We start from the raw sequence: 20,187 nt of genomic DNA, 5'->3' as shown, positions 1-20,187 counted from the left end.
TTAATTTGTGCGTCGGGAGTTGTACCAGGTCTTTGCAATTGCTGCGAAGACCCCAACAGCAAAACCGCCGATCAACCCGACGAGAATTCGCTTCAGGCTATTTGACGACACTGGGGACGGCGACGCATAGACTGGTGATAAAAGCTTCGCAGGCTCATTTAGCTGTAGCCGCGAATTAAGGTTCATAATTTTCTGGCGAAGAAAATTGGAATCATCCCGCGTGGCCAAATAAATCGCTTTCTGCCAGTCCGACCCCTGCGACGACTCAATCAATTTCAGATTGTCTGCGAGTTGATTTTCGCTGGCAGCAATTTCTGCCTTGATGCCGTCATCGCTCTGCGAGGCCAAGAGCGATTGCTGCTCTTGAATTAGCTGCACAACGGACGTTACACATCGCTCCGCGAATTCCGACGTAGATGCGCTGAAAGATATCGAGATCACATCATCAGGCGTTGTCGGGGCTATAATTCGTACGCTTCGTGCCAGTTGCTCGCGTGTGGCAGTCCCTCCTTCAGAACAGCTCTGAACGAGCTTCAAGTCGAATGCAGCTGGCGAACGCATCCGAAACATAAAACGATCCCGCGGCTCCGCCGGAGCTACCAGTACAGTTCCATCAGGGCCAGGCCGCCCGATTTTCGCAAGAACGAGTTGTGCGGATGCTTCGAAAACCGCCGGCGCCTTGGTGGTAAGAACACTTGCCCCGATGAGGCCGATGACCGCGCATGCACCAATCACGAGAGCATTTTTCTTGAGGAAGGAAGCCAAAACGAAGAGATTTATTTCTTCATCAAACCGCTTCTCAGACATGGTCGCTCCCGACGTTCACAAACCGGAACCTGAACGAACTGCCACTCGTTCGAAGGTCGTCATCAAACCGCTTCAAGCGTATCCTCGCCCCTAAGTCAATGATCAGAACATCCGCGCGATGGCGGTAGAGGTTGTCGTGAAGGTCGCGCAAAACGAGAATTCAAGGTCAGAGAGCGAATATTCAAACTGTCACTGTTGAGTCAGCTCAGAGAGAACTAAGCGAACACCATCATCTGCGGTGGCACAACCGCTAGCATGCCGACGCGGCGGGCGGCGACATATTTCACGAGCTGTTCCACTACCCGCGGCATGACCGGTTTTTGCACCACGCCGAGGGCGCCGCGCACGCCGTCTGCAACCACTTCCGGATTGGCGGTCATAAAGACGACGGAGATACCATGGTCTTCCGCGAGCTGTCGGCCGATCTCCGGGCCGGTTGCACCGTCGGAGAGGTTGACATCGACGAAGGCAATGTCGGCGAGTGGGGCGAGCCTGAAGGCCCCCTCACGATCCGCTGCGAGGCCTGCGACATGCACGCCCATGTTCTCGATCGTCATTTCAAGATCGAGGGCGATCAGAAGTTCGTCTTCGACAATCAGCACTCGCTGTTCCATGAGATGTTCCCGTTGACAGCTACGCATGACATTCGTGGCCATGACAGATCCCCTTTACACTTTACTTCAGGAGACTCCGCTTCGTTGAAGAGAGATCGCTTCGACGAGGCTCGCAGCTTAAACGGGCGATGCGACGATATGTTCCGGCATGAAACGCAGCATTTCACAATTAAACTTTTGTTAATATTGATAAATTCTTAAAAGCCTTTGCAGGTCGTAAAAAGGCGGCTACTTGTGCCGCCTTCTGAAATTCTGATTTCGGAGGCTTCTCAGCCCTTGGCCTTCAGCACCAGAACCGGATCCTTGCTGTAATCGGCCGGGAAGATTTGCTTCAGGTTTTCGATCTTTGGCAGGTCGTTATAGACGATATAGGGGTAGGTCGGGTTCAGCGTCAAAAAGTCCTGGTGATACTGCTCGGCCGGGTAGAAGCCGGTATAGTCGGTGACCTTGGTGACGATCGGCTGTTTGAAGACATGCGCCTTGTCGAGCTGGGCGATATAGGCTTCGGCGACCTTGCGCTGTTCCGGGTCTGAGATGAAAAGTGCCGAGCGGTATTGGGTGCCTTGGTCCGGTCCCTGGAAATTGAGCTGCGTCGGGTTGTGCGCGACAGAGAAGAAGACCTGCAGGAGCTTGCCGTAGCTGACCTCTTTCGGATCGAAGGTCACCTCGACGGATTCGGCATGGCCCGTCGTACCGGCGCTCACCGTTTCGTACTGGGCGGTTGCCGCTTCGCCGCCGGCATAGCCGGAAATGGCGCTCTTGACGCCCTTCACATGCTGGAAGACGCCCTGGACGCCCCAGAAACAGCCACCGGCGAAGACGGCCGTCTCCGTGCCGGACTTACCCGCCTCGTCGATGGCAGGGGCTGGAATGACGACGGCATCTTCCGCCGCTTGGGTGGCAACGGAACCAAGGCCGAGCGAAAGAGTGGCGGTTGCAAAAAGCGCGGCAAGGACCTTGCCTGATGTGGATATGGGCATGGGGGCTACCTCCGGGAACGACATGGCGAAATCCTCGCCGATCGACGAAAAAGCCGCAAATCACAAGCTGTTCACTCACACCGATGTGACGATTGCACGAAAGCGAATGTGCGAAACCGGAACAGGCGGGAAGGCGAGTTGACAATTCTCTGGAGAGTGGGGACAGTGCCGCCCGGCTCAGAGCCAGCATCCGGGGGGAACCAATGTCTGTGCGCTCGTTCTTCGCTTTTTCCATCATCGTCGCATCTATGATTTTTGCAGGCCCGTCGGCTTTTGCCGCCGACGCCAAGCGGGACATCGTCACCGTCAAGGACGCCGACTATTTCGGCTTCGACCTGCGAACCGAGCAGAATCTCTCGCTCGATCAGTGCAAGGCGGCCTGCATCGGCGACAAGAGCTGTAAGGCCTTCACCTATAATCCCAAGGTGAAGTGGTGCTTCCTGAAATCCGACTTCAAGACGATGAATGCCGCCCCCGGCGCGATTGCCGGCAGGATCGTCGAAACGACGGCTGCGAGCGTCCCGAAAGAGCCGGATATCGGCGCTGCTCCCCGCCTGCCCTTCCTCTCCGACGATCTTGTCCAGCAGGCTCGCAATTTCCGCAACGATCTGGCGCTTGCCGACGACCAGCAGGACCAGGGCGTCGACAGCCTGACGGCAAGCGCGCGCCTGGATCTCACCGGGGGCAATCTTTCCGATGCGCTGAAGGCCTTCCATGGTGCCCTCTCGATCACGCCTGATGATGGCGACCTCTGGATCGAGACGGCGCGTGCCGCCACCTCGCTCGGGGCGCCTGACAGCGGCGTCTTCGGTCAGGCGGTGATCGACGCGCTGAACGGCTACCAGTTGACGCGCACCACCAACAAGCGCGCCGATGCGCTGGCCGTGCTTGCCAAGGTCCTGGAAAAGAATGCCAACTATCGCGATGCGCTGAATAGCTACAAGGCAAGCCTTGCGCTCGTCAGCGCCAAGGATGTGCAGGCGGACTACCTGCGGCTCAAAGAGACGCAGGGCTTCCGCATCACCGAACATACGGTCGATGCCGATAGCGCCACACCGCGCGCCTGCGTCACCTTCTCCGAGGCGCTGGTCAAGACGGTCGACTATGCGCCCTTCGTGACGCTGAACGGCGCTGCTCCCAAGGCCCTGGAAGCCAAGGACAAGCAGATCTGCGTCGAGGGCCTCACTCACGGCGAGACCTACAAGATCGGCTTCCGCACCGGCCTGCCCTCCTCGGTCGACGAGGTTCTGGAAGCGCCGGTCACGATCGACGTCTATATCAAGGACCGCAGCCAGATGGTGCGTTTCACGGGCGACAGCTTCGTGCTGCCGTCGACGGCGCGCCGGGGCATCCCGATCGTTTCCGTCAATATGGCCTCTGCCAATCTGAAGCTCTACCGGATCGGCGATCGCGGCATAGCACCTCTGCTGACCGGCTCGCAATTCCTGACGCAGCTCGACGGCTACAGCGCCCAGAATATCCAGGACCAGAGCGGCGAGCTCGTCTGGCAGGGTTCGATCGAGATCGCCAACGAACTCAACAAGGATATCGTCACCAGCTTCCCGGTCGACGAGGCGCTGCCCGAGCGCAAGCCCGGCATCTATGTGATGGTCGCAACCCCATCGACCGGCCCCGCGCAGGACTGGGATTCGCAGGCCACACAATGGTTCCTCGTCTCCGATATCGGCATCACCACCTATGCCGGCACCGACGGGCTGAACGTCTTTGCCCGCTCGCTTGCGTCTGCCAAGCCGATGGCCGGCGTCGAATTGCAGCTTCTTGCCAAGAACAATGAAGTGCTCGGCACTGCCACGACAGACGCGAACGGCCGCGCCACCTTCACGGCCGGTCTGATGCGCGGCACCGCAGCACTCACGCCGGCCGTCATCAGCGCCAAAAACGGCACGTCCGACTATGTCTTCCTCGACATGACGCGCGCCGGCTTCGATCTTTCCGACCGTGGCGTGACCGGACGCGCCGCGCCGGGCGCAATCGACATCCTGCCTTGGACCGAACGCGGCATCTACCGCGCCGGCGAAATCGTCCATGCCGCAGCCCTTGCCCGCGATACCGACGGCAAGGCGATCGAAAACCTGCCGCTGACCTTCATCTTCTCACGGCCGGACGGTGTGGAAGACCGACGCATCGTCAGCCAGACGAGCAATCTCGGTGGCTATGTGGTGGACCTGCAAACGCAGGAAAACGCCATGCGCGGCACCTGGACGATGAACGTCTATACCGACCCGAAGGGCTCGTCGATCGCCACCAAGACCTTCCTCGTCGACGATTTCGTGCCTGACCGCACTGACATGGAGATCAAGACCGACTCCAAGGAGATCGGCACGGATACGGCCGCGACGATCAATATTTCCGGCAAATATCTCTATGGCGCGCCAGCGGCGGGCCTGACGATTGAGGGCGACGTCGTCGTCAAGCCGACCCGCGAAAATGCCGCCTATCCCGGCTATCAGTTCGGCCTTGCCGACGAAGAGGCGAGCGAGGATTCGCGCCAGCCGATCGATGGACTGCCGGCGCTCGACGAGAACGGCGAGGCCTCGACGGATCTGACGATCGGCGAACTGCCGGCCACGACCCAGCTCCTGAAGGCCACCGTCTATCTGCGCATGCAGGAGCCGGGCGGCCGGGCCATCGAGCGCTCGCTGGAGATCCCGGTCAAGACCGACGCGACCGCCATCGGCATCAAGCCGGAATTCGACGGCGACCTGCCGGAGAATGCGCTGGCGAATTTCACGGTCATCGGCCTCGATACCCAGGGCCAGAAGCAGGAGATGAAGGGCCTGCGCTGGAAATTCTACAAGCTGCGCCGCGACTATCAGTGGTATCGCGAAGGCACAGCCTGGAAATATGAACCCACCTATACACCCGAAGAGGTCGCCTCCGGCTCGGTGGATGCGACGGCTCAAAATGGCGGCAAGATCCAGGCACCGGTCAACTGGGGCCGTTACCGGCTCGAGGTCGAAAGCCCTGACGCCGAAGGTCCGACCTCCAGCGTCGAGTTCGATGCCGGCTGGTTCGTCGCCTCGACTTCGACGGAAACGCCCGACGGTCTCGAAATCGCTCTCGACAAGGACAGCTATCATGTCGGCGAGACGGCCAAGCTGAAGGTCACGTCGCGTTATGGCGGCGAGCTGATGATCACGGCCGGCACAGAAAACCTGATTGCCGTTGAGAACGCCACCATGGGCGAAACCGGTGGCGAGGTCGATATTCCCGTCACTGCCGACTGGGGTGCCGGCGCCTATGTGACTGCCACCCTCTTCCGGCCGGGCGATTCGCTCGACACCCATATGCCCGCCCGCTCGATCGGCATCAAATGGCTGAAGGTCGATCCCGCTGAGCGTGCACTTCAAGTCAAGATCGAACCGCCGGAAAAAATGCTGCCGCGCGGACCGCTTGATATCGCACTGCAGGTCACAGGCGCCGGCGCGAATGAGGAAGCCTATATTACGGTTGCCGCCGTCGATGTGGGCATCCTGAACCTGACCCGCTACGAGCCGCCGAACCCTGAGGACTGGTATTTCGGCCAGCGCCAGCTCGGCCTCGAAATCCGCGACCTTTACGGCCGCCTGATCGACGGTTCGCTGGGCGCGACCGGCAAGCTGCGCACAGGCGGCGATGGCGGCGCAATCGCGCTGCAGGCAAGCCCGCCGACGCAGAAGCTTGTTGCCTTCTTCTCCGGTCCGGTAAAGCTCGATGCCGAAGGCAAGGCGAAAGTCAGCTTCGACATTCCGCAATTCAACGGGACCGCCCGAGTGATGGCACTGGCCTGGACGAAAACCGGCGTTGGTCACAGCGCCAAAGACGTCATCATCCGCGATCCTGTCGTCGTCACCGCAAGCCTGCCGAAATTCCTGGCACCCGGGGACAAGGCCAATCTGCGGCTCGACATCGCCAATACCGATGCGCCGACCGGCGACTACAAGTTGACGCTCACCGGCAACAGCGCGCTCAGCATCGACGGGCCTGCCGAGCAGACGCTGAAACTTGAGGCCGGCGCCAAATCCGATCTGACGCTGACGCTTGTCGGCGGCGAGCCGGGCGATGGCAGCGTGGCGATCAACCTGTCGAATGATCAGGGGCTTTCGCTCGACCAGGTGGTCGATGTGCCGGTGCGGCCGTCCTCGCTACCGATTACAGAACGGCGCGTCATTGCGCTTGCACCCGGCAAGAGCCTGACGGTCGACAAGAACCTCTTGGCCGACAGCGTGTTGCCGGGGGCTTCGATCGCCGTCAACGTCACACGCTCGGCCGCTTTCGACATTCCCGCTCTGCTGATGACGCTCGACCGCTATCCGTTCGGCTGCGCCGAACAGACGACGAGCCGCGCGCTGCCACTGCTCTATCTGGCCGAGGTCGCCAAGCAGGCCGGTATGGATGAAACGGATGACGACATCCACAAGCGCGTGCAGGATGCGATCTACCGTGTGCTGTCCTACCAGGCCTATGCGGGAAGCTTCGGTCTGTGGGGACCGGATTCCGGCGATCTCTGGCTCGATTCTTATGTCACGGATTTCCTGACGAGGGCGCGCGAGCAGAAGTACGATGTGCCGGATCGCGCGCTCGTCCAGGCGCTGGAAAACCTGCAGAACTCGCTCTCCTACACGACGGATGTGAAAGGCAAGGGTGATGAGATCGCCTACGCCCTCTATGTGCTTGCCCGCAACAAGAAGGCTGCCGTCAGCGACCTGCGTTACTATGCCGACACGATGATCAACGACTTCCCGACGCCGCTTGCCAAGGCCCATATCGCTGCAGCACTGGCGCTCTATGGCGATGCAACGCGCTCGAAGAACATTTTCGTCGATGCGCTCCAAATGTCGAAACAGTCGATGGTGACCCGCGTGAATTTCTCGCGCACGGACTATGGCTCGGTGCTGCGCGATGGCGCGGCGATCCTGGCGCTCGCCGCCGAAAGCCGGCCGGTTCCGCCCGTCATTCCGGAACTTGCCAAGGCGGTCGCGCGGGAATGGGATCGCAGCAAATATACAAGCACCCAGGAACAGGCCTGGATGCTGCTGGCGGCGCGTGCCCTGCAGAACGGCGACGACGATCTGAAGGTCAACGTCAACGGCGCTGAGCGGACCGGCGCCTATATGGCGAAGATGACCGGCGATGCGCTGATCGACCATCCGCTGACATTGACGAGTGCCACGAGCGACACGGTCTCGGCTGTCGTCACCACGGTCGCCGCCCCTGTCAAGCCGCTGCCGGCCGGCGGCAACGGCTTTACCATCGAGCGGACCTATTACACGCTTGATGGCGAGGAGGCGAATGTCAGCGAGGCGCAGCAGAACGAGCGCTACGTCGTGGTGCTGCATGTTACCGAGCAGAACGACTGGGCCTCGCGCATCGTCATCACCGATCTCCTGCCGGCCGGCTTCGAGATCGACAATCCGAACCTTGTCGACAGCGCCCAGATGACGAATTTCGACTGGGTTGGCGAGATGTCCGCCGCCCATACGGAATTCCGCTACGACCGCTTCGTCGCCGCCTTCAACCGCGACGAAAGTTCAGCGCGTGACTTCAACGTCGCCTATGTCGTGCGCGCCGTAACACCTGGCGTCTACGATCATCCGGCAGCGACAGTCGAGGACATGTACCGTCCCGATATGTCTGCGCGGACGGCGACCGGCAAGATGGAGGTCGTTGCGGCTCGACAATGAGGCGGTGGCAAAAGTTTGCGATCGGGACAGCGGCCGGCATCATCATTGCCGGCGCAGGTCTTTTCGCGCTCGATGCCGCCGACCGTGCTTATCCGCCGCCGCTGGAGCAAGCAGAAGCCGTCTCGCCCGAAGTGCTGGATTCCGACGGGCAGTTGCTGCGCGCCTTTGCCACACCGGAGGGGCGCTGGCGGCTGAAGACCGGCGTTTCCGACGTCGATCCGCAGTTCACTCGCATGCTGGTCGCCTACGAGGATCGGCGTTTCTACGAGCATTCCGGCATCGATGTCTGGGCGCTCGGGCGCGCGGCACTGCAATTTGTCAGCAACGGCCGAATCGTGTCTGGCGCCTCGACGCTCTCCATGCAGGTGGCAAGGCTGATCGAGCCGCGCGAAAGCCGGTCGTTTTCGGCAAAGCTCCTGCAGATCATGCGCGCCGTGCAGATCGAGCGGCGGCTTTCGAAGGGTGAAATCCTCGATCTCTATCTCACCCATGCGCCCTATGGCGGCAATCTGGAAGGCGTGCGCGCCGCAAGCCTTGCCTATTTCGGCAAGGAGCCGAAGCGGCTGACGGTGGCCGAAGCCGCCCTGCTCGTCGCGCTGCCGCAATTGCCCGAAAAGCGCCGCCCGGACCGGAACCTGAAAGCTGCGGAAGCGGCGCGCAAGCGGGTGCTCGACCGTATCGCCGTGGCCGAGGTGGTCGGCGATGGCGAGGCCGAGCGCGCCGAGGGTCTCGCCATTCCCGCCCGCAGGCTGCAGCTTCCAGCCCTTGCCGCCCATGTCGCGGAAGCCGCCCTGCGCAAGGATCCGAAAGCGATCCAGTATCAGACGACGCTGAAGAAACAGGTCCAGACGGGTCTCGAATCCGTCGCGCGTGCCGCGACGATGAAGCTCGGACCAAAACTGTCGCTCGCCATGGTGATGGCGGACGCCGAGACCGGCGAGATCGTCGGCRAGGTGGGTTCCGCTGATTATTTCGATGCAAGCCGCTCCGGCTGGATCGACATGACGCGTATCAACCGATCGCCCGGCTCTACGCTCAAACCCTTCATCTATGGCCTTGCCTTCGAGCAGGGACTGGTCAGCCAGGAGACCATCATCGAGGACCGGCCGGCCGATTTCTTCGGCTACCGGCCGCGCAATTTCGACATGAGCTACCAGGGCGACGTGACAGTGCGCGAGGCCTTGCAGCTCTCCCTCAACGTGCCGGCCGTCAAGCTGCTCGATGCGGTCGGCCCGTCTCGCCTTATGGTACGTTTCCGCCGCGCCGAGGTGCGCCCCGTTTTGCCGCCAAACGAGACGCCGGGCCTGGCGATCGGCCTTGGCGGCGTCGGCATCACGCTGAAGGATCTCGTGCAGCTCTATACAGCGCTTGCCAATCGCGGCCAGCCGGTAAGGATCGGTGACGGTGTAACGAATGCGCCGGGCAAGATCGAAGGCGAGCCCCTGCTGGAGCCGGTCGCGGTCTGGAATGTCGCCGACATACTCTCGGGCGTCATACCGCCGGCCGGCGCGCCGCAACGCGGCATCGCCTACAAGACCGGCACGAGCTACGGCTATCGCGATGCCTGGTCGGTCGGTTATGATGGGCGCTATGTGCTTGGTGTGTGGGTCGGACGGCCCGATAACAGCGCCGTACCCGGTTTGACGGGATATGGCACGGCCGCCCCCATCCTTTTCGAGGCGCTTGCGAAATCCGGCATCGCCACCACGCCGCTGCCGCGTCCGCCGGCAGGCGCCGTGCGCATCGCCCAGACCGAGCTGCCGATCAGCCAGAGGCGATTTGCCGTCAATGCCAACGGGCTGCTCGTCGCGTCCGGCCGCGAGCCGTCGCCCCAGATCGTCTATCCCCCGGAGGGCGCCCATGTCGATCTTGGGGCAAAGGCGGGCGATCTTTCGCCGCTGATGCTAAAACTGCAGGGCGGCCGCGCGCCTTTCCGCTGGCTTGCCAACGGCAAGCCGCTGCCGGATCTTTCCCGCCGGCGCACGCAAAGCTGGATGCCTGATGGCGGGGGTTATTCCAAGCTGACGGTTATCGATTCCATGGGCCGGGCGGCAAGCGTCGGCGTCTTCGTCGACTAGAGCCTTACCTGGCCAGATTGAAGCGTTCTGTTGGCAGAGCACGAAACTTGACCTTGGCTCCCGGACGATGGCCCATCAGTAGAAGCCCAGCGTTCCTGATAAGCGCGGCTACAGAGGCACTCGATAGAGGATGACGCGAGCACTCGGTACAAGCTGCGACAGGAAGTCGAAATCCCGCACGTTGCCGGTCAATACGCTCGCGCCCAGCTGCCGCGCCTGCAGGAAAATGAGGGCGTCATTGACGAAGCGGCGCTCATGTCCCTCGCCTTTGGGCAGATTGCTCAGGCGAAAGAGGAGCCCGGCCAACATGCCTGCCTGTCCCCAGATGGGCGCATCCGGGGCATGAAGCCGGTGGACCGGAATGTCTTCGACCGTCGCAGCGATCGCTGCCAGAGCCGCTTTTGTAGAGGGATGTTTTGGGTTCAGCCGACCGAAGGCATGGGTCAGCTCAGAAAGGCACACTGCGGAATGGTGGCAGAGGCGATAGGTCAGCAGCGTATCGACCTCCGTCGGTGAGCGGCCCTGAAGCACGTCCAGATAAACGCTGGTGTCCAAGAACAGAGGCCCGCCGATTGGCGGTTCGTCAGCAGCCCATGCGAGAGTTTCGTCGGGTCTGCGTTCGAGCGTTCCCCTGTGCTTTTCGGGTTTTAACGCGCGAAGGCTTTCGGAAAGATCAAATCTCAAGATCGATATCCGCCGGGATGATGCCTTTTCGGTCCACCAGACGCACGCCAAAGTCATCTTCAAGAGCAAGGCGGGAAAGCGCCAATTCCAGCAACTCGGTGTCGGAGGTAACATGGGCACGCTTCTTGGCCGCCTCGATCAACTCTGAGGGGACGCGCCCGGACAGTCTCGTATTCTTCGCCGCGCCAAGAAGACCAATGGCCTTCGCTTGCTCGAGCACAAGTTTGTTGCGATTCAATGCGACCTTTGCTTCAGTTTCCGCGGCAGAATGTGATCGGGCAGCCATGAAATTCTCCCTGTGTTGAACAGAGTATATATAGCGTTGAACGTCGGGGCAAGATTTTATGGTGAGTAAGCGGTCCAGAAGTGCGCGCTGGAGATTGGAACGGTCACGGTGCGGATACGATTCAGACGCCCATTCCCCATGATTTCGAATTCACTACCATCACGAACCCACCCTTAAGGGACGGGAACAAAAGCGCTTCACAACCGTTGGAAGATGTCTCCTCCAAACGGCAAAAATGACCCCATGACACTCCCCTCCGCGACCTACCGGGTCCAGTTCCGCAACGGCATGACATTCGATCACGCATGCGGGCTCGTACCCTATCTGAAGTCGCTCGGCCTCAGCCACCTCTACGCCTCGCCGGTCCTCACGGCTACCAGGGGATCGACGCATGGTTACGACGTGACCGACGCCAGCGAGATCGATCCAGCACTTGGAGGAAGGGCGGGATTCGATCGCCTGACGGCGACGCTGTCAGAAGCAGGCATGGGCCTGATCCTGGACATCGTGCCGAACCATATGGCCGCTTCACTGGAGAATGCCTGGTGGCGGAGCGTCCTGGAATTCGGCAGGCATAGCCCGTTTGCAGACTATTTCGACATAGACTGGCGCGAGCGGCTGACCCTGCCCCAGCTCGGCAAGAGCTTCGATGAAAGCGTTGCTGCCGGCGAACTGACGATCACCATCGACGAGGCGCATGGCAATTTGGCGATCAGCTATTTTGACAACCTCTTTCCGCTGAGCATGGAAAGCTACCCTCTGCTCTCGGCGGAACTGGATGATCCGGTTCTCGCCGGGATGGCGGAACTGACGGCCTCTGTCGACGGCGGTGACCTGCATCGTGGCCTGCGCGATATGATCTTCGAGGCCGGCGATCTCAAAAGCCTGAGTGGAAAGCTTGCAGCGCTTTCGAAAGACAATGCCTTTATGACACGGCTGCACGGGAGACAGCACTGGCAGCTTCAGCGCTGGCAGGAGGCCTCGGAGCATCTGAGCTATCGGCGGTTTTTCGAGGTGACGGGGCTGGTCGGCCTGCGGGTCGAGGATATCAGGGTCTTCGAAGAGAGCCACCGCCTGGTTCTCGATCTCGTGCGTCAGGGCCAGGTGCAGGGCCTGCGCATCGACCATATTGACGGGCTGGCGGAACCGAGAGCCTATCTCGACCGCCTGCGGGAAGCGGTCGGCGCGGACACCTATATCGTCGTCGAAAAGATTCTCGGCGCAGGTGAGGAATTTCCCGCCGACTGGCCGGTGCAGGGAACGACCGGCTACGAGTTCATCACAGCCTTAAGTGGGCTTTTCGTGGACGGCAATGGTTTACAGAAGCTCGATGAAGCCTATCGCCGACTGGCGGATGGCAATGGCGATTTTGAAGCCGGGCGGCGGACGGCCAAGCGGCTGATGGTCGAACAGAATTTCGCCGGCGAGGCGGCCCGCCTTGCACACATTGCAGCCGGCCTCTTTCCCGAACTGTCGAAGGAGGAAATTACTGGGGCGATCTCAGAGCTTCTGATCGCCTTTTCCGTCTACCGCACCTATGGGGCCAATGGCCCGCTCGATACGCGGGATGCGGATCTCCTGAAGAAAGCCGAGATGGCGGCCGCCGGACATCTGGACTATGCGCAGCCCCTGCAGAGCATCGCGGCCATACTCGAAGGCACGATCGACAACGAGGCGGCTCGCGAATTCCGCCTCCGTTTCCAGCAACTCTCCGGCCCCGTCATGGCAAAGGCAATGGAGGATACGCTGTTCTATCGCTACAACCGGCTGCTGGCGGTAAACGAGGTCGGCGGCGAGCCGGATCATGTGCCAGGCGGCGTCGAAGCGTTTCACCAATTCATGCAAGCGCGCACACGCTCCCAGCCCTCAGGTCTTTCGGCAACATCGACGCATGACACGAAGCGCGGCGAGGATGCGCGCGCCCGGCTTTATGCTGTCAGCGAAGGCGCCGGCGTCTTTGCCGACGCCGTCGAACACTGGCGAAGACTGAATGAAAGCCACCGCACGGAACTGCCGGATGGCGCAGCACCTGAGCCCAATCTGGAATGGATGCTCTACCAGGCGCTTGCCGGCGCCTGGCCCGAGGATTTCGACCGCCATCATGCCGATGCGCTACGCGACCGCTTCACCGCTTTTGCGGAAAAGGCCATTCGCGAAGCCAAGCTGCGCACGACTTGGACGGCGCCGAACAGTGACTATGAAGAGGCGGTGCGAACCTATACGGCCGCGCTCCTCTCAATCGACGATGACGCATTCACCGAGGATTTCGCTCGAGTCCTGCAGCCCTTCATCGAAGCCGGCTACGTCAACAGCCTGTCGCAGACGCTGATCAAACTGACGGCACCGGGCATTCCCGACATCTACCAGGGGGCAGAGGGTTTCGATTTCAGTTTCGTCGATCCCGATAACAGGCGCCTACCGGATTTCGAGACATTGAGCGGCTGGCTTGCCGAAGGCGGTGCGCTCGCACGGCTGCAGGCCGCGGCATTGAAACAGCGCATCATCCAGATCGGCCTGGGGCTCCGGATGGAGCGCGCCCGGCTTTTTGCGGAAGGCGATTACCTGCCGGTTGCCGTCAACGGGACAAGGAGTGACCATGTCGTCGCCTTTGCCCGTCTGCATCAGGAGAACTTCGCCATCACAGTCGTGCCGCGACTGATGTTCGGCTGGCTCGATCCCGGCGTGCTCTTTGCCGGACCGGAATTCTGGGAGGATACGGCAATATCAGTGCCCTCGCCCATGCACGGCCTCAAGGCCGATCTGTTGACCGGCAAGATGCTGGAACCGGGAAACAAGATCTCGCTTGCCACGCTACTTGGAGACCAGCCGGCGGCTCTGATCGTGCCGGCCTGACGGCAATCGCGAAAAAATCTGCACGGACGAAAAAAGACGTTGACCTTCCAGTTGCTGGAAGGTTCATAAAGCTGTCCGGATGCCAGAAAGGCATGAAAGGCGCAGTTTATGGATAACAAGCACGATCATCATCAAGACCACGATCATCATGGGCATGATCACGGCCATCACCATCATGGCGACGGCACGCAATGCGGTTGCGGCCACGACGAAAAGGCTGAAGACATGGTGGTGCGCGATGCCGTCTGCGGCATGACGGTCGACCCGAACGCCGGAAAGCCTTCCCTCGATTATGAAGGTCACACCTATCACTTCTGCAGCGATGGCTGCCGCCAGAAATTCGAGGCGGCACCGCAGGATTATCTGACCGCCAAGGACCCGGTCTGCGGCATGACCGTCAACCGCTCGAACGCGAAACACTTCCTGAAGCACGAGGGCGAAAAATTCTATTTCTGCTCCGCGGGCTGCGAGGCGAGGTTCGAGGCCGATCCCGAAACCTATCGCCATGGCAAAAAGCCAACGGCAGCCGCTATGCCGAAGGGCACGCTCTATACCTGCCCGATGCATCCCGAAGTCGTCAGCGACCATCCCGGCGACTGCCCGAAATGCGGCATGGCGCTGGAACCGATGGGCATTCCGCCTGAAGATGAAGGTCCGAACCCGGAACTCGTGGATTTTATCCGGCGCCTGTGGGTCAGCGCTGTTCTTTCAATTCCGCTCTTGATGCTTACCATGGGCCCAATGCTTGGCCTGTCCTGGCCGCGTGAAGCGCTCGGCGAGCCGCTGGCGAGCTATGTCGAACTGTTGCTGGCGACACCCGTCGTCCTCTGGGCAGCACTTCCCTTCTTCCGCAGGGCATGGGCATCGCTCGTCAACCGCAGCCCCAACATGTGGACGCTGATCGGCCTCGGCGTCGGTACGGCCTATCTCTACAGCGTCGTCGCGACCTTGGCGCCGGACCTCTTCCCCCACAGCTTCCGCGGTCATAGCGGCTCCGTCCCCGTTTATTTCGAGGCGGCTGCCGTCATCGTGGCGCTCGTCTTCGTCGGGCAGGTGCTGGAATTGAAAGCCCGTGAACGCACCGGCTCTGCAATTCGCGCCCTGCTCGATCTTGCGCCAAAGACTGCGCGCCGCATCGATGCCGACGGCAGCGAGCGCGACGTGCCTGTCGATGAGATCCAGACCGGCGACCGGCTGCGCGTGCGCCCCGGCGAACGCGTACCGGTCGATGGCTCCGTCACCGAAGGGCAGTCGACGCTGGATGAATCGATGATCACGGGTGAACCGCTTCCGGTTGAAAAGGCCAAAGGCGACGCACTGACCGGCGGCACGATGAACAAGAACGGCGCATTGATCATGACCGCCGAAAAGGTCGGTGCCGATACCACTCTCTCACGTATCGTCGATATGGTGGCCAAGGCGCAGCGTTCGCGCGCGCCGATTCAGGGCGCCGTCGACCGTGTTTCGGCGATCTTCGTTCCGGCCGTCGTTGCCGCTGCCATCGCAGCCTTCCTCGTCTGGTCCTTTGTCGGGCCGGAGCCGCGGCTGGCCAATGGGCTGCTCGCCGCCGTCGCCGTCCTGATCATCGCCTGCCCATGCGCACTTGGCCTCGCAACGCCGATGTCGATCATGATCGCCACCGGACGCGGTGCGCAGGAAGGCGTCCTGATCAAGGATGCGGAAGCGCTGGAGCGTTTTTCCAAGGTCGATACATTGATCGTCGACAAGACCGGCACGCTGACCGAAGGAAAGCCCAAGCTGACGGACGTTGTGGCTTTGGGCAGCATTGATGAAAAACATCTGCTGGCGCTTGCCGCGAGCCTCGAACGTGGCTCTGAACATCCGCTTGCAGAAGCCATCGTCTCAGGGGCCCAAGAACGCGGCCTCACCTTTCACGAGGTCACAGGTTTCGAGGCACAGACCGGTAAGGGCGTAAAGGGCACGGTTGGCAGCGCGTCCGTCGCCCTCGGCAATGCCGCCCTACTCGCCGATCTCGGCACCGATCCGGCAGCGCTCCTGGACCAGACCGAGGTGCTCCGCGGCGAAGGCAAGACCGTCATGTTCGTCGTCATCGACGGTACTTTGGCCGGCCTCGTCGCAGTCGCCGACCGCATCAAACCAACGACGGCGGCTGCCATCAAGGCGCTGCACGACAGCGGCCTGAAGATCATCATGGCGACCGGCGACAACGAACGCACGGCCCGTGCCGTGGCGAAAAGCCTCGGGATCGACGAGGTCCGCGCCGATGTTCTGCCCGAGGACAAGAAGGCGCTCGTCGATGAACTGAGGGCAAAGGGCGCCGTCATTGCCATGGCTGGTGATGGGGTCAATGATGCACCGGCGCTGGCAGCCGCCGATGTCGGCATCGCCATGGGCACGGGTGCAGATGTTGCGATGGAAAGCGCAGGCATTACATTGGTGAAGGGCGATCTCAACGGGATCGTCCGCGCAAGACGGCTGGCTGAGGCGACGATGCGCAACATCCGCCAGAACCTCGGCTTCGCCTTCGGCTACAATGCTCTCGGCATCCCCGTGGCAGCCGGTGTGCTCTACCCGATCTTCGGCCTGTTGCTCTCGCCGATGATTGCAGCGGCCGCCATGAGCCTCTCCTCTGTCTCCGTCATTGGCAATGCGCTGAGACTGAGGGTCGAAAAGCTGTAAAGGAACCAGGCGATGAATATCGGCGAAGCCTCGGAACGGTCCGGCCTGCCTTCAAAGACCATCCGCTATTATGAGGATATCGGCCTGATCCGTCCTGACCGGGGCGGAAACGGCTACCGCGACTATGCGGCCTCGGACGTACACAAGCTGCGCTTTCTGCAGCGTTCGCGCGGCCTCGGCTTCTCCGTGGAGGAATGCCGTCAGTTGCTGGCGCTCTACGAGGACAAAAGCCGGGCAAGCGCCGACGTCAAGGGGATCGCCGAGGCGAAGCTTTCGGAAATCGATCGGAAAATCCGCGAGCTGACGGAGTTGCGACACACGCTCGAGCATCTTGTTCATGCCTGCCACGGCAATGACCGTCCCGACTGCCCGATCCTCGAAGAGCTCTCGGATAGCGCCGCCTAACGAGGCCGGTGCCCAGATCCAGGGCTTTTCTCGTCCTCGCCATATCAGGAAAAGCGGAGGTTATTCCTTGATGACCGTTTCGGAGGGTTTCTTCTGTTCCTCGGCCTCTTCATCATGCTCGTCATCGATGCTGGTGTCATCCAGTCGGTGCTTGATCGCCAGCGCATAGATGACATCGAGGATATTGCGGTCCTTTAGATGAGGATCGCTGAGCGCCAGCAGCGAGGCACGAACGATCTTCTTGCTGGAGGCTTTCGGACAGCGCTTGCGGACAAATTCATAAAGGGCATCGCCCACAAGTCCATCCATTGCGCCGTCCACGAGAGCCTCGTAGACCCGCTTTTTCTCTTTCATATTCCATGTTCCCCTTGCAAATCAGCGGGGCACATATTCTGTCATGGAACCGTCATAAACAACCGCCGAGCGCGATCTGTCGACAATTGGTCAGCTATGCAATCGTGGAAAACGATAATTCTCATGTCGCCTGTCTAGACATGCGACCGACAAGCCTGGCGGGCATCCCTAAAACCGAGACCAGCTCCCCGAAACGCATTCAGGCAAGATTAGTCACAGCGGAAGCGACATGGAGAGGCTAATCGCGCTTCTTGGCTGCAACGACAGCTTCAGCCTGAATCACAAACATCTCTAGTTCCTGTTTGGTCATTCCATTAGCCACATTGGAAAAACGCTCAAGCAGCGCCGCGAACTGTGGATCTTTTGCAGTCTTAAGTGTCACACCCAGCAGCCAGTTTGGTGAGGTCTCCAAGGTGTTCGCGATCCTCACAAGGGTCGCCAAATCTGGTTCCCTGCGACCTGAAGCGTAGTGCGCGTACCGGCGTTCATCGAGCCCAATTCGCCGCGCCGCCTCAGCGTTCGAAATGCCCAGTTGCTGGGCTCGTTCCTGCAATCGTCTCGCGAGTGTTTCCATAGGAACATCTTGTTCCCCAATGACACGAGTCTAGCCATGAACGATATGTAGTGCTATAACTACGATATGGAGTTACCCGATGCGGAAGATTTCTGTCTGGAAGATCCCGGAAAAAGGACATTAGGCAGCACATGGAATTACGCCAGCTATCCTACTTCGTTGCAGTGGCCGAGGAGCTGCATTTCGGCAGGGCGGCAGCCAAGGTGCATATCGCCCAGCCAGCTTTGTCGAACCAGGTGATGGCACTGGAGAAGGAACTCGGCGTCGCGCTCTTCATCCGCACGACACGGCGGGTGGAGCTGACAAGGGCAGGGGCGGCGTTCTACGAACGCTCGGTCAGGATCCTCAGCGAAGTCGACCTGTCGACCGAGATCGCCCGGTCGGTGGCCGGCAAGACGACACGCAGGATTGCGATCGGCACCGTCTATCCTGCCACCATCGGCGTGCTGCCATCCTTCCTTGCGCGCATCGCCCGCAAATATCCCGATATCCGCCTGCATATCGAAAGCGGCACCACCGATGATATCATCCGCCATATCGAGGCAGGCCGCATCAATCTCGGCTTCATCCGGCCGGTGGAGAATATCGGCTCCTTGCGCTTCTTCTCGATTGCCCATGAACGTTACCTGCTGGCTGTTGCCAAGGAGAGCCCGCTATCGCGGAAGAGCGAGATCGGTCTCGAGGATCTGCGTAGTGAGAAGATCATTTCCTTTTCCCGCCAGAACCTCTCCTACAGCGAGCGCTATTTCGCGGAAAAGTTCGAGGAGCACGATCTGACCGGCAATGTCGCCTATACATGCGACGACACGTTCTCGCTCGTATCGCTGGTTTCTGCCGGCCTTGGCATCGGCTTCGTGCCGGAATGGACGCAGGATCTGCCGAACCGCGGCTTCGAGCTCAAGAAGGTCAAAGGCGTCGACTTCAAGATCGGGCTCGGTGTCGCCTGGAACCGGGAAGACCCGACCGCCTCACGCGACGACATCATCGATATCGCACGATCGCTGGTTCGGCCGGGACGATAAGATATCGGTCAATCGCTGTCGCGGTGGTCGATGTATCTGCCATGGATTGGCTTTGCGGACTGCATCCATCAATAGGCTATTTCAGGGATAGTCCTTGGCTCTTCGTCTGCCGCATTGCCTCCGCCTGCTTGAGTGCCATGACAGTACGCTCATGCGCAGACAGTTGTTGGACGGTCCGCATCGAGGCCCAGGCGGCCTTGATCTCCAGCTGTAGCGCAGTGCTTATTCCGGCGGTAAGGGTCTTGAACGCTTCGCCGTCAGCATCCTTCGCCGCTATTCCGAGAAAAGTGCGCTCTCCGAACCGTTGAGAAACGGCGCGTGCGAACCCCTCGAGCTCTGCCTTTACGGTTCTGTCGGCCAGCGCATATTCGAGGCCAGCCGGATGATCGTTTCGATTGATTGCATCGCGAACGCGTTCGAGAACAGCCTTGGCATTTTGCGACAGATCTGGGATTTCAACCGACAAGTTCTGGCGTCGAGCGTACTCTGCCATCTCAGCCCTTTGCACGGTCTGAATGCGTATCTTCAGAAAGCGCTCCAGAGAGCGAGATAGAGCGGGAACATTAAGAAGAGCAGTTTCCCGATCACGCTTGTCGCTCTTACCGGCCAACAAACCTATCTTGCCTCTGAGCGCGCCATATATCTCCGGCGTGTTTGCGATCTTCAATATTGTATTCGCAGCCACCCCTGCATCCCGGATCATCGCGTCGACATTGACCGCCTTGAATGCCGCCTCCGGTTGCCCATAGACGAGACGAAACCGCAACGAGACATCCTCCCACTCCTTCTGGAGGCCGGGATCGGCGCCGAGCCTGGCCTCTATGGCCTGTGCCATCGACTGAGGGAAGATCGTTATGCCGGATACCATCGGCTTTGCTGCCTTGTCTGCGCTGACAAGGTGAGCCGTCGATGCGGTTCTTGCGACACCGAGCCTTTCGCCGACAGTGGCCAGACGGGCGGCGAGGCTCAAGAGCGTCTGCTTCTGCCTGACCATCCATTCCAGCCGATGCGCAACCAGCGTCCGTGCGACCCGAACGAGGTGCAGACCGCGGCTTTCGGCAAAATGAAGTGCCTGCCGATAGAATGAGCCGCCCTCGTAGTCGAGCGTCGTTTCCTTGGAATTCCTGCGCGACAGGATTGGTGTGAGACCACCCGTCTTTTCGAAGGACCGGCGTCCGTAGTAGA

General features: G+C 60.6%; 14 protein-coding genes. 6 read left to right on the top strand and 8 right to left on the bottom strand.

Annotation, left to right across the window (positions count from 1 at the left end; all coding sequences use genetic code 11):
* From AC1DTN_RS34080 to msrA, 3 genes are all read right to left on the bottom strand, one after another.
* The gene (locus tag AC1DTN_RS34080; RefSeq protein ID WP_113321211.1) at nucleotides 1-807 is read right to left on the bottom strand and encodes a GumC domain-containing protein; all 807 of its coding nucleotides are present in this window, start codon (nucleotides 805-807) and stop codon (nucleotides 1-3) included.
* Nucleotides 808-1,022: 215 nt separating this feature from the next.
* Nucleotides 1,023-1,463: a response regulator gene (locus AC1DTN_RS34075; protein ID WP_113321210.1), complete on the bottom strand. Its 441-nt coding sequence runs from the start codon at nucleotides 1,461-1,463 to the stop codon at nucleotides 1,023-1,025.
* Nucleotides 1,464-1,690: 227 nt separating this feature from the next.
* The gene (msrA, locus tag AC1DTN_RS34070; protein WP_113321209.1) at nucleotides 1,691-2,401 is read right to left on the bottom strand and encodes a peptide-methionine (S)-S-oxide reductase MsrA; all 711 of its coding nucleotides are present in this window, start codon (nucleotides 2,399-2,401) and stop codon (nucleotides 1,691-1,693) included.
* A gap of 203 nt (nucleotides 2,402-2,604) precedes the next feature.
* Here msrA and AC1DTN_RS34065 point away from each other — a divergent pair, with 203 nt between their 5' ends.
* Both AC1DTN_RS34065 and pbpC read left to right on the top strand, forming a co-directional pair.
* Nucleotides 2,605-8,085, top strand: coding sequence for an alpha-2-macroglobulin family protein (locus AC1DTN_RS34065; RefSeq protein WP_477924501.1), 5,481 nt, complete (start codon nucleotides 2,605-2,607; stop codon nucleotides 8,083-8,085).
* Complete coding sequence (gene pbpC / locus AC1DTN_RS34060) at nucleotides 8,082-10,163, top strand: penicillin-binding protein 1C (protein WP_477924499.1); 2,082 nt, start codon at nucleotides 8,082-8,084, stop codon at nucleotides 10,161-10,163. The genes AC1DTN_RS34065 and pbpC overlap by 4 nt, the downstream gene beginning before the upstream one ends.
* A gap of 108 nt (nucleotides 10,164-10,271) precedes the next feature.
* On the opposite strand, the gene AC1DTN_RS34055 is transcribed toward pbpC, so the two are convergent.
* Nucleotides 10,272-10,847 carry a type II toxin-antitoxin system VapC family toxin gene (locus AC1DTN_RS34055; RefSeq protein WP_477924498.1) on the bottom strand — a complete coding sequence of 192 codons (576 nt, stop codon included), beginning with the start codon at nucleotides 10,845-10,847 and terminating at the stop codon, nucleotides 10,272-10,274.
* Nucleotides 10,837-11,133 (bottom strand): hypothetical protein, encoded by a 297-nt coding sequence (locus tag AC1DTN_RS34050; protein ID WP_113321205.1) that lies wholly within the window; start codon nucleotides 11,131-11,133, stop codon nucleotides 10,837-10,839. The genes AC1DTN_RS34055 and AC1DTN_RS34050 overlap by 11 nt, the downstream gene beginning before the upstream one ends.
* Before the next feature lie 243 nt (nucleotides 11,134-11,376).
* On the opposite strand from AC1DTN_RS34050, the gene treY reads away from it, so the two are divergent.
* The 3 genes from treY (at nucleotide 11,377) to cueR (ending at nucleotide 17,052) form a co-directional block, all read left to right on the top strand.
* Entirely contained in the window at nucleotides 11,377-13,986 is a 2,610-nt protein-coding gene (gene treY / locus AC1DTN_RS34045; RefSeq protein ID WP_477924497.1) for a malto-oligosyltrehalose synthase, read from the top strand.
* 108 nt (nucleotides 13,987-14,094) lie between these two features.
* A complete protein-coding gene (locus AC1DTN_RS34040) occupies nucleotides 14,095-16,647 on the top strand; it encodes a heavy metal translocating P-type ATPase (protein WP_477924496.1) in 2,553 nt (850 codons plus the stop codon).
* Between the two features lie 12 nt (nucleotides 16,648-16,659).
* Nucleotides 16,660-17,052: a Cu(I)-responsive transcriptional regulator gene (gene cueR, locus AC1DTN_RS34035; RefSeq protein ID WP_007812037.1), complete on the top strand. Its 393-nt coding sequence runs from the start codon at nucleotides 16,660-16,662 to the stop codon at nucleotides 17,050-17,052.
* 60 nt (nucleotides 17,053-17,112) lie between these two features.
* On the opposite strand, the gene AC1DTN_RS34030 is transcribed toward cueR, so the two are convergent.
* Both AC1DTN_RS34030 and AC1DTN_RS34025 read right to left on the bottom strand, forming a co-directional pair.
* The gene (locus AC1DTN_RS34030; protein ID WP_477924495.1) at nucleotides 17,113-17,406 is read right to left on the bottom strand and encodes a hypothetical protein; all 294 of its coding nucleotides are present in this window, start codon (nucleotides 17,404-17,406) and stop codon (nucleotides 17,113-17,115) included.
* A 238-nt stretch (nucleotides 17,407-17,644) separates the two neighbouring features.
* Entirely contained in the window at nucleotides 17,645-17,980 is a 336-nt protein-coding gene (locus AC1DTN_RS34025) for a helix-turn-helix domain-containing protein (protein ID WP_113321201.1), read from the bottom strand.
* A gap of 131 nt (nucleotides 17,981-18,111) precedes the next feature.
* On the opposite strand from AC1DTN_RS34025, the gene AC1DTN_RS34020 reads away from it, so the two are divergent.
* The gene (locus AC1DTN_RS34020) at nucleotides 18,112-19,002 is read left to right on the top strand and encodes a LysR family transcriptional regulator (RefSeq protein ID WP_477924493.1); all 891 of its coding nucleotides are present in this window, start codon (nucleotides 18,112-18,114) and stop codon (nucleotides 19,000-19,002) included.
* A 76-nt stretch (nucleotides 19,003-19,078) separates the two neighbouring features.
* Here AC1DTN_RS34020 and AC1DTN_RS34015 read toward each other — a convergent pair.
* On the bottom strand, nucleotides 19,079-20,187 hold a 1,109-nt coding region (locus AC1DTN_RS34015; protein ID WP_477924492.1), incomplete at its 5' end, for a BID domain-containing protein.

This window comes from Rhizobium sp. 01T444, assembly GCF_056398305.1.
Note: the sequence above shows the minus strand (reverse complement) of the source record. Positions and strands in the feature narration are given on the sequence as shown.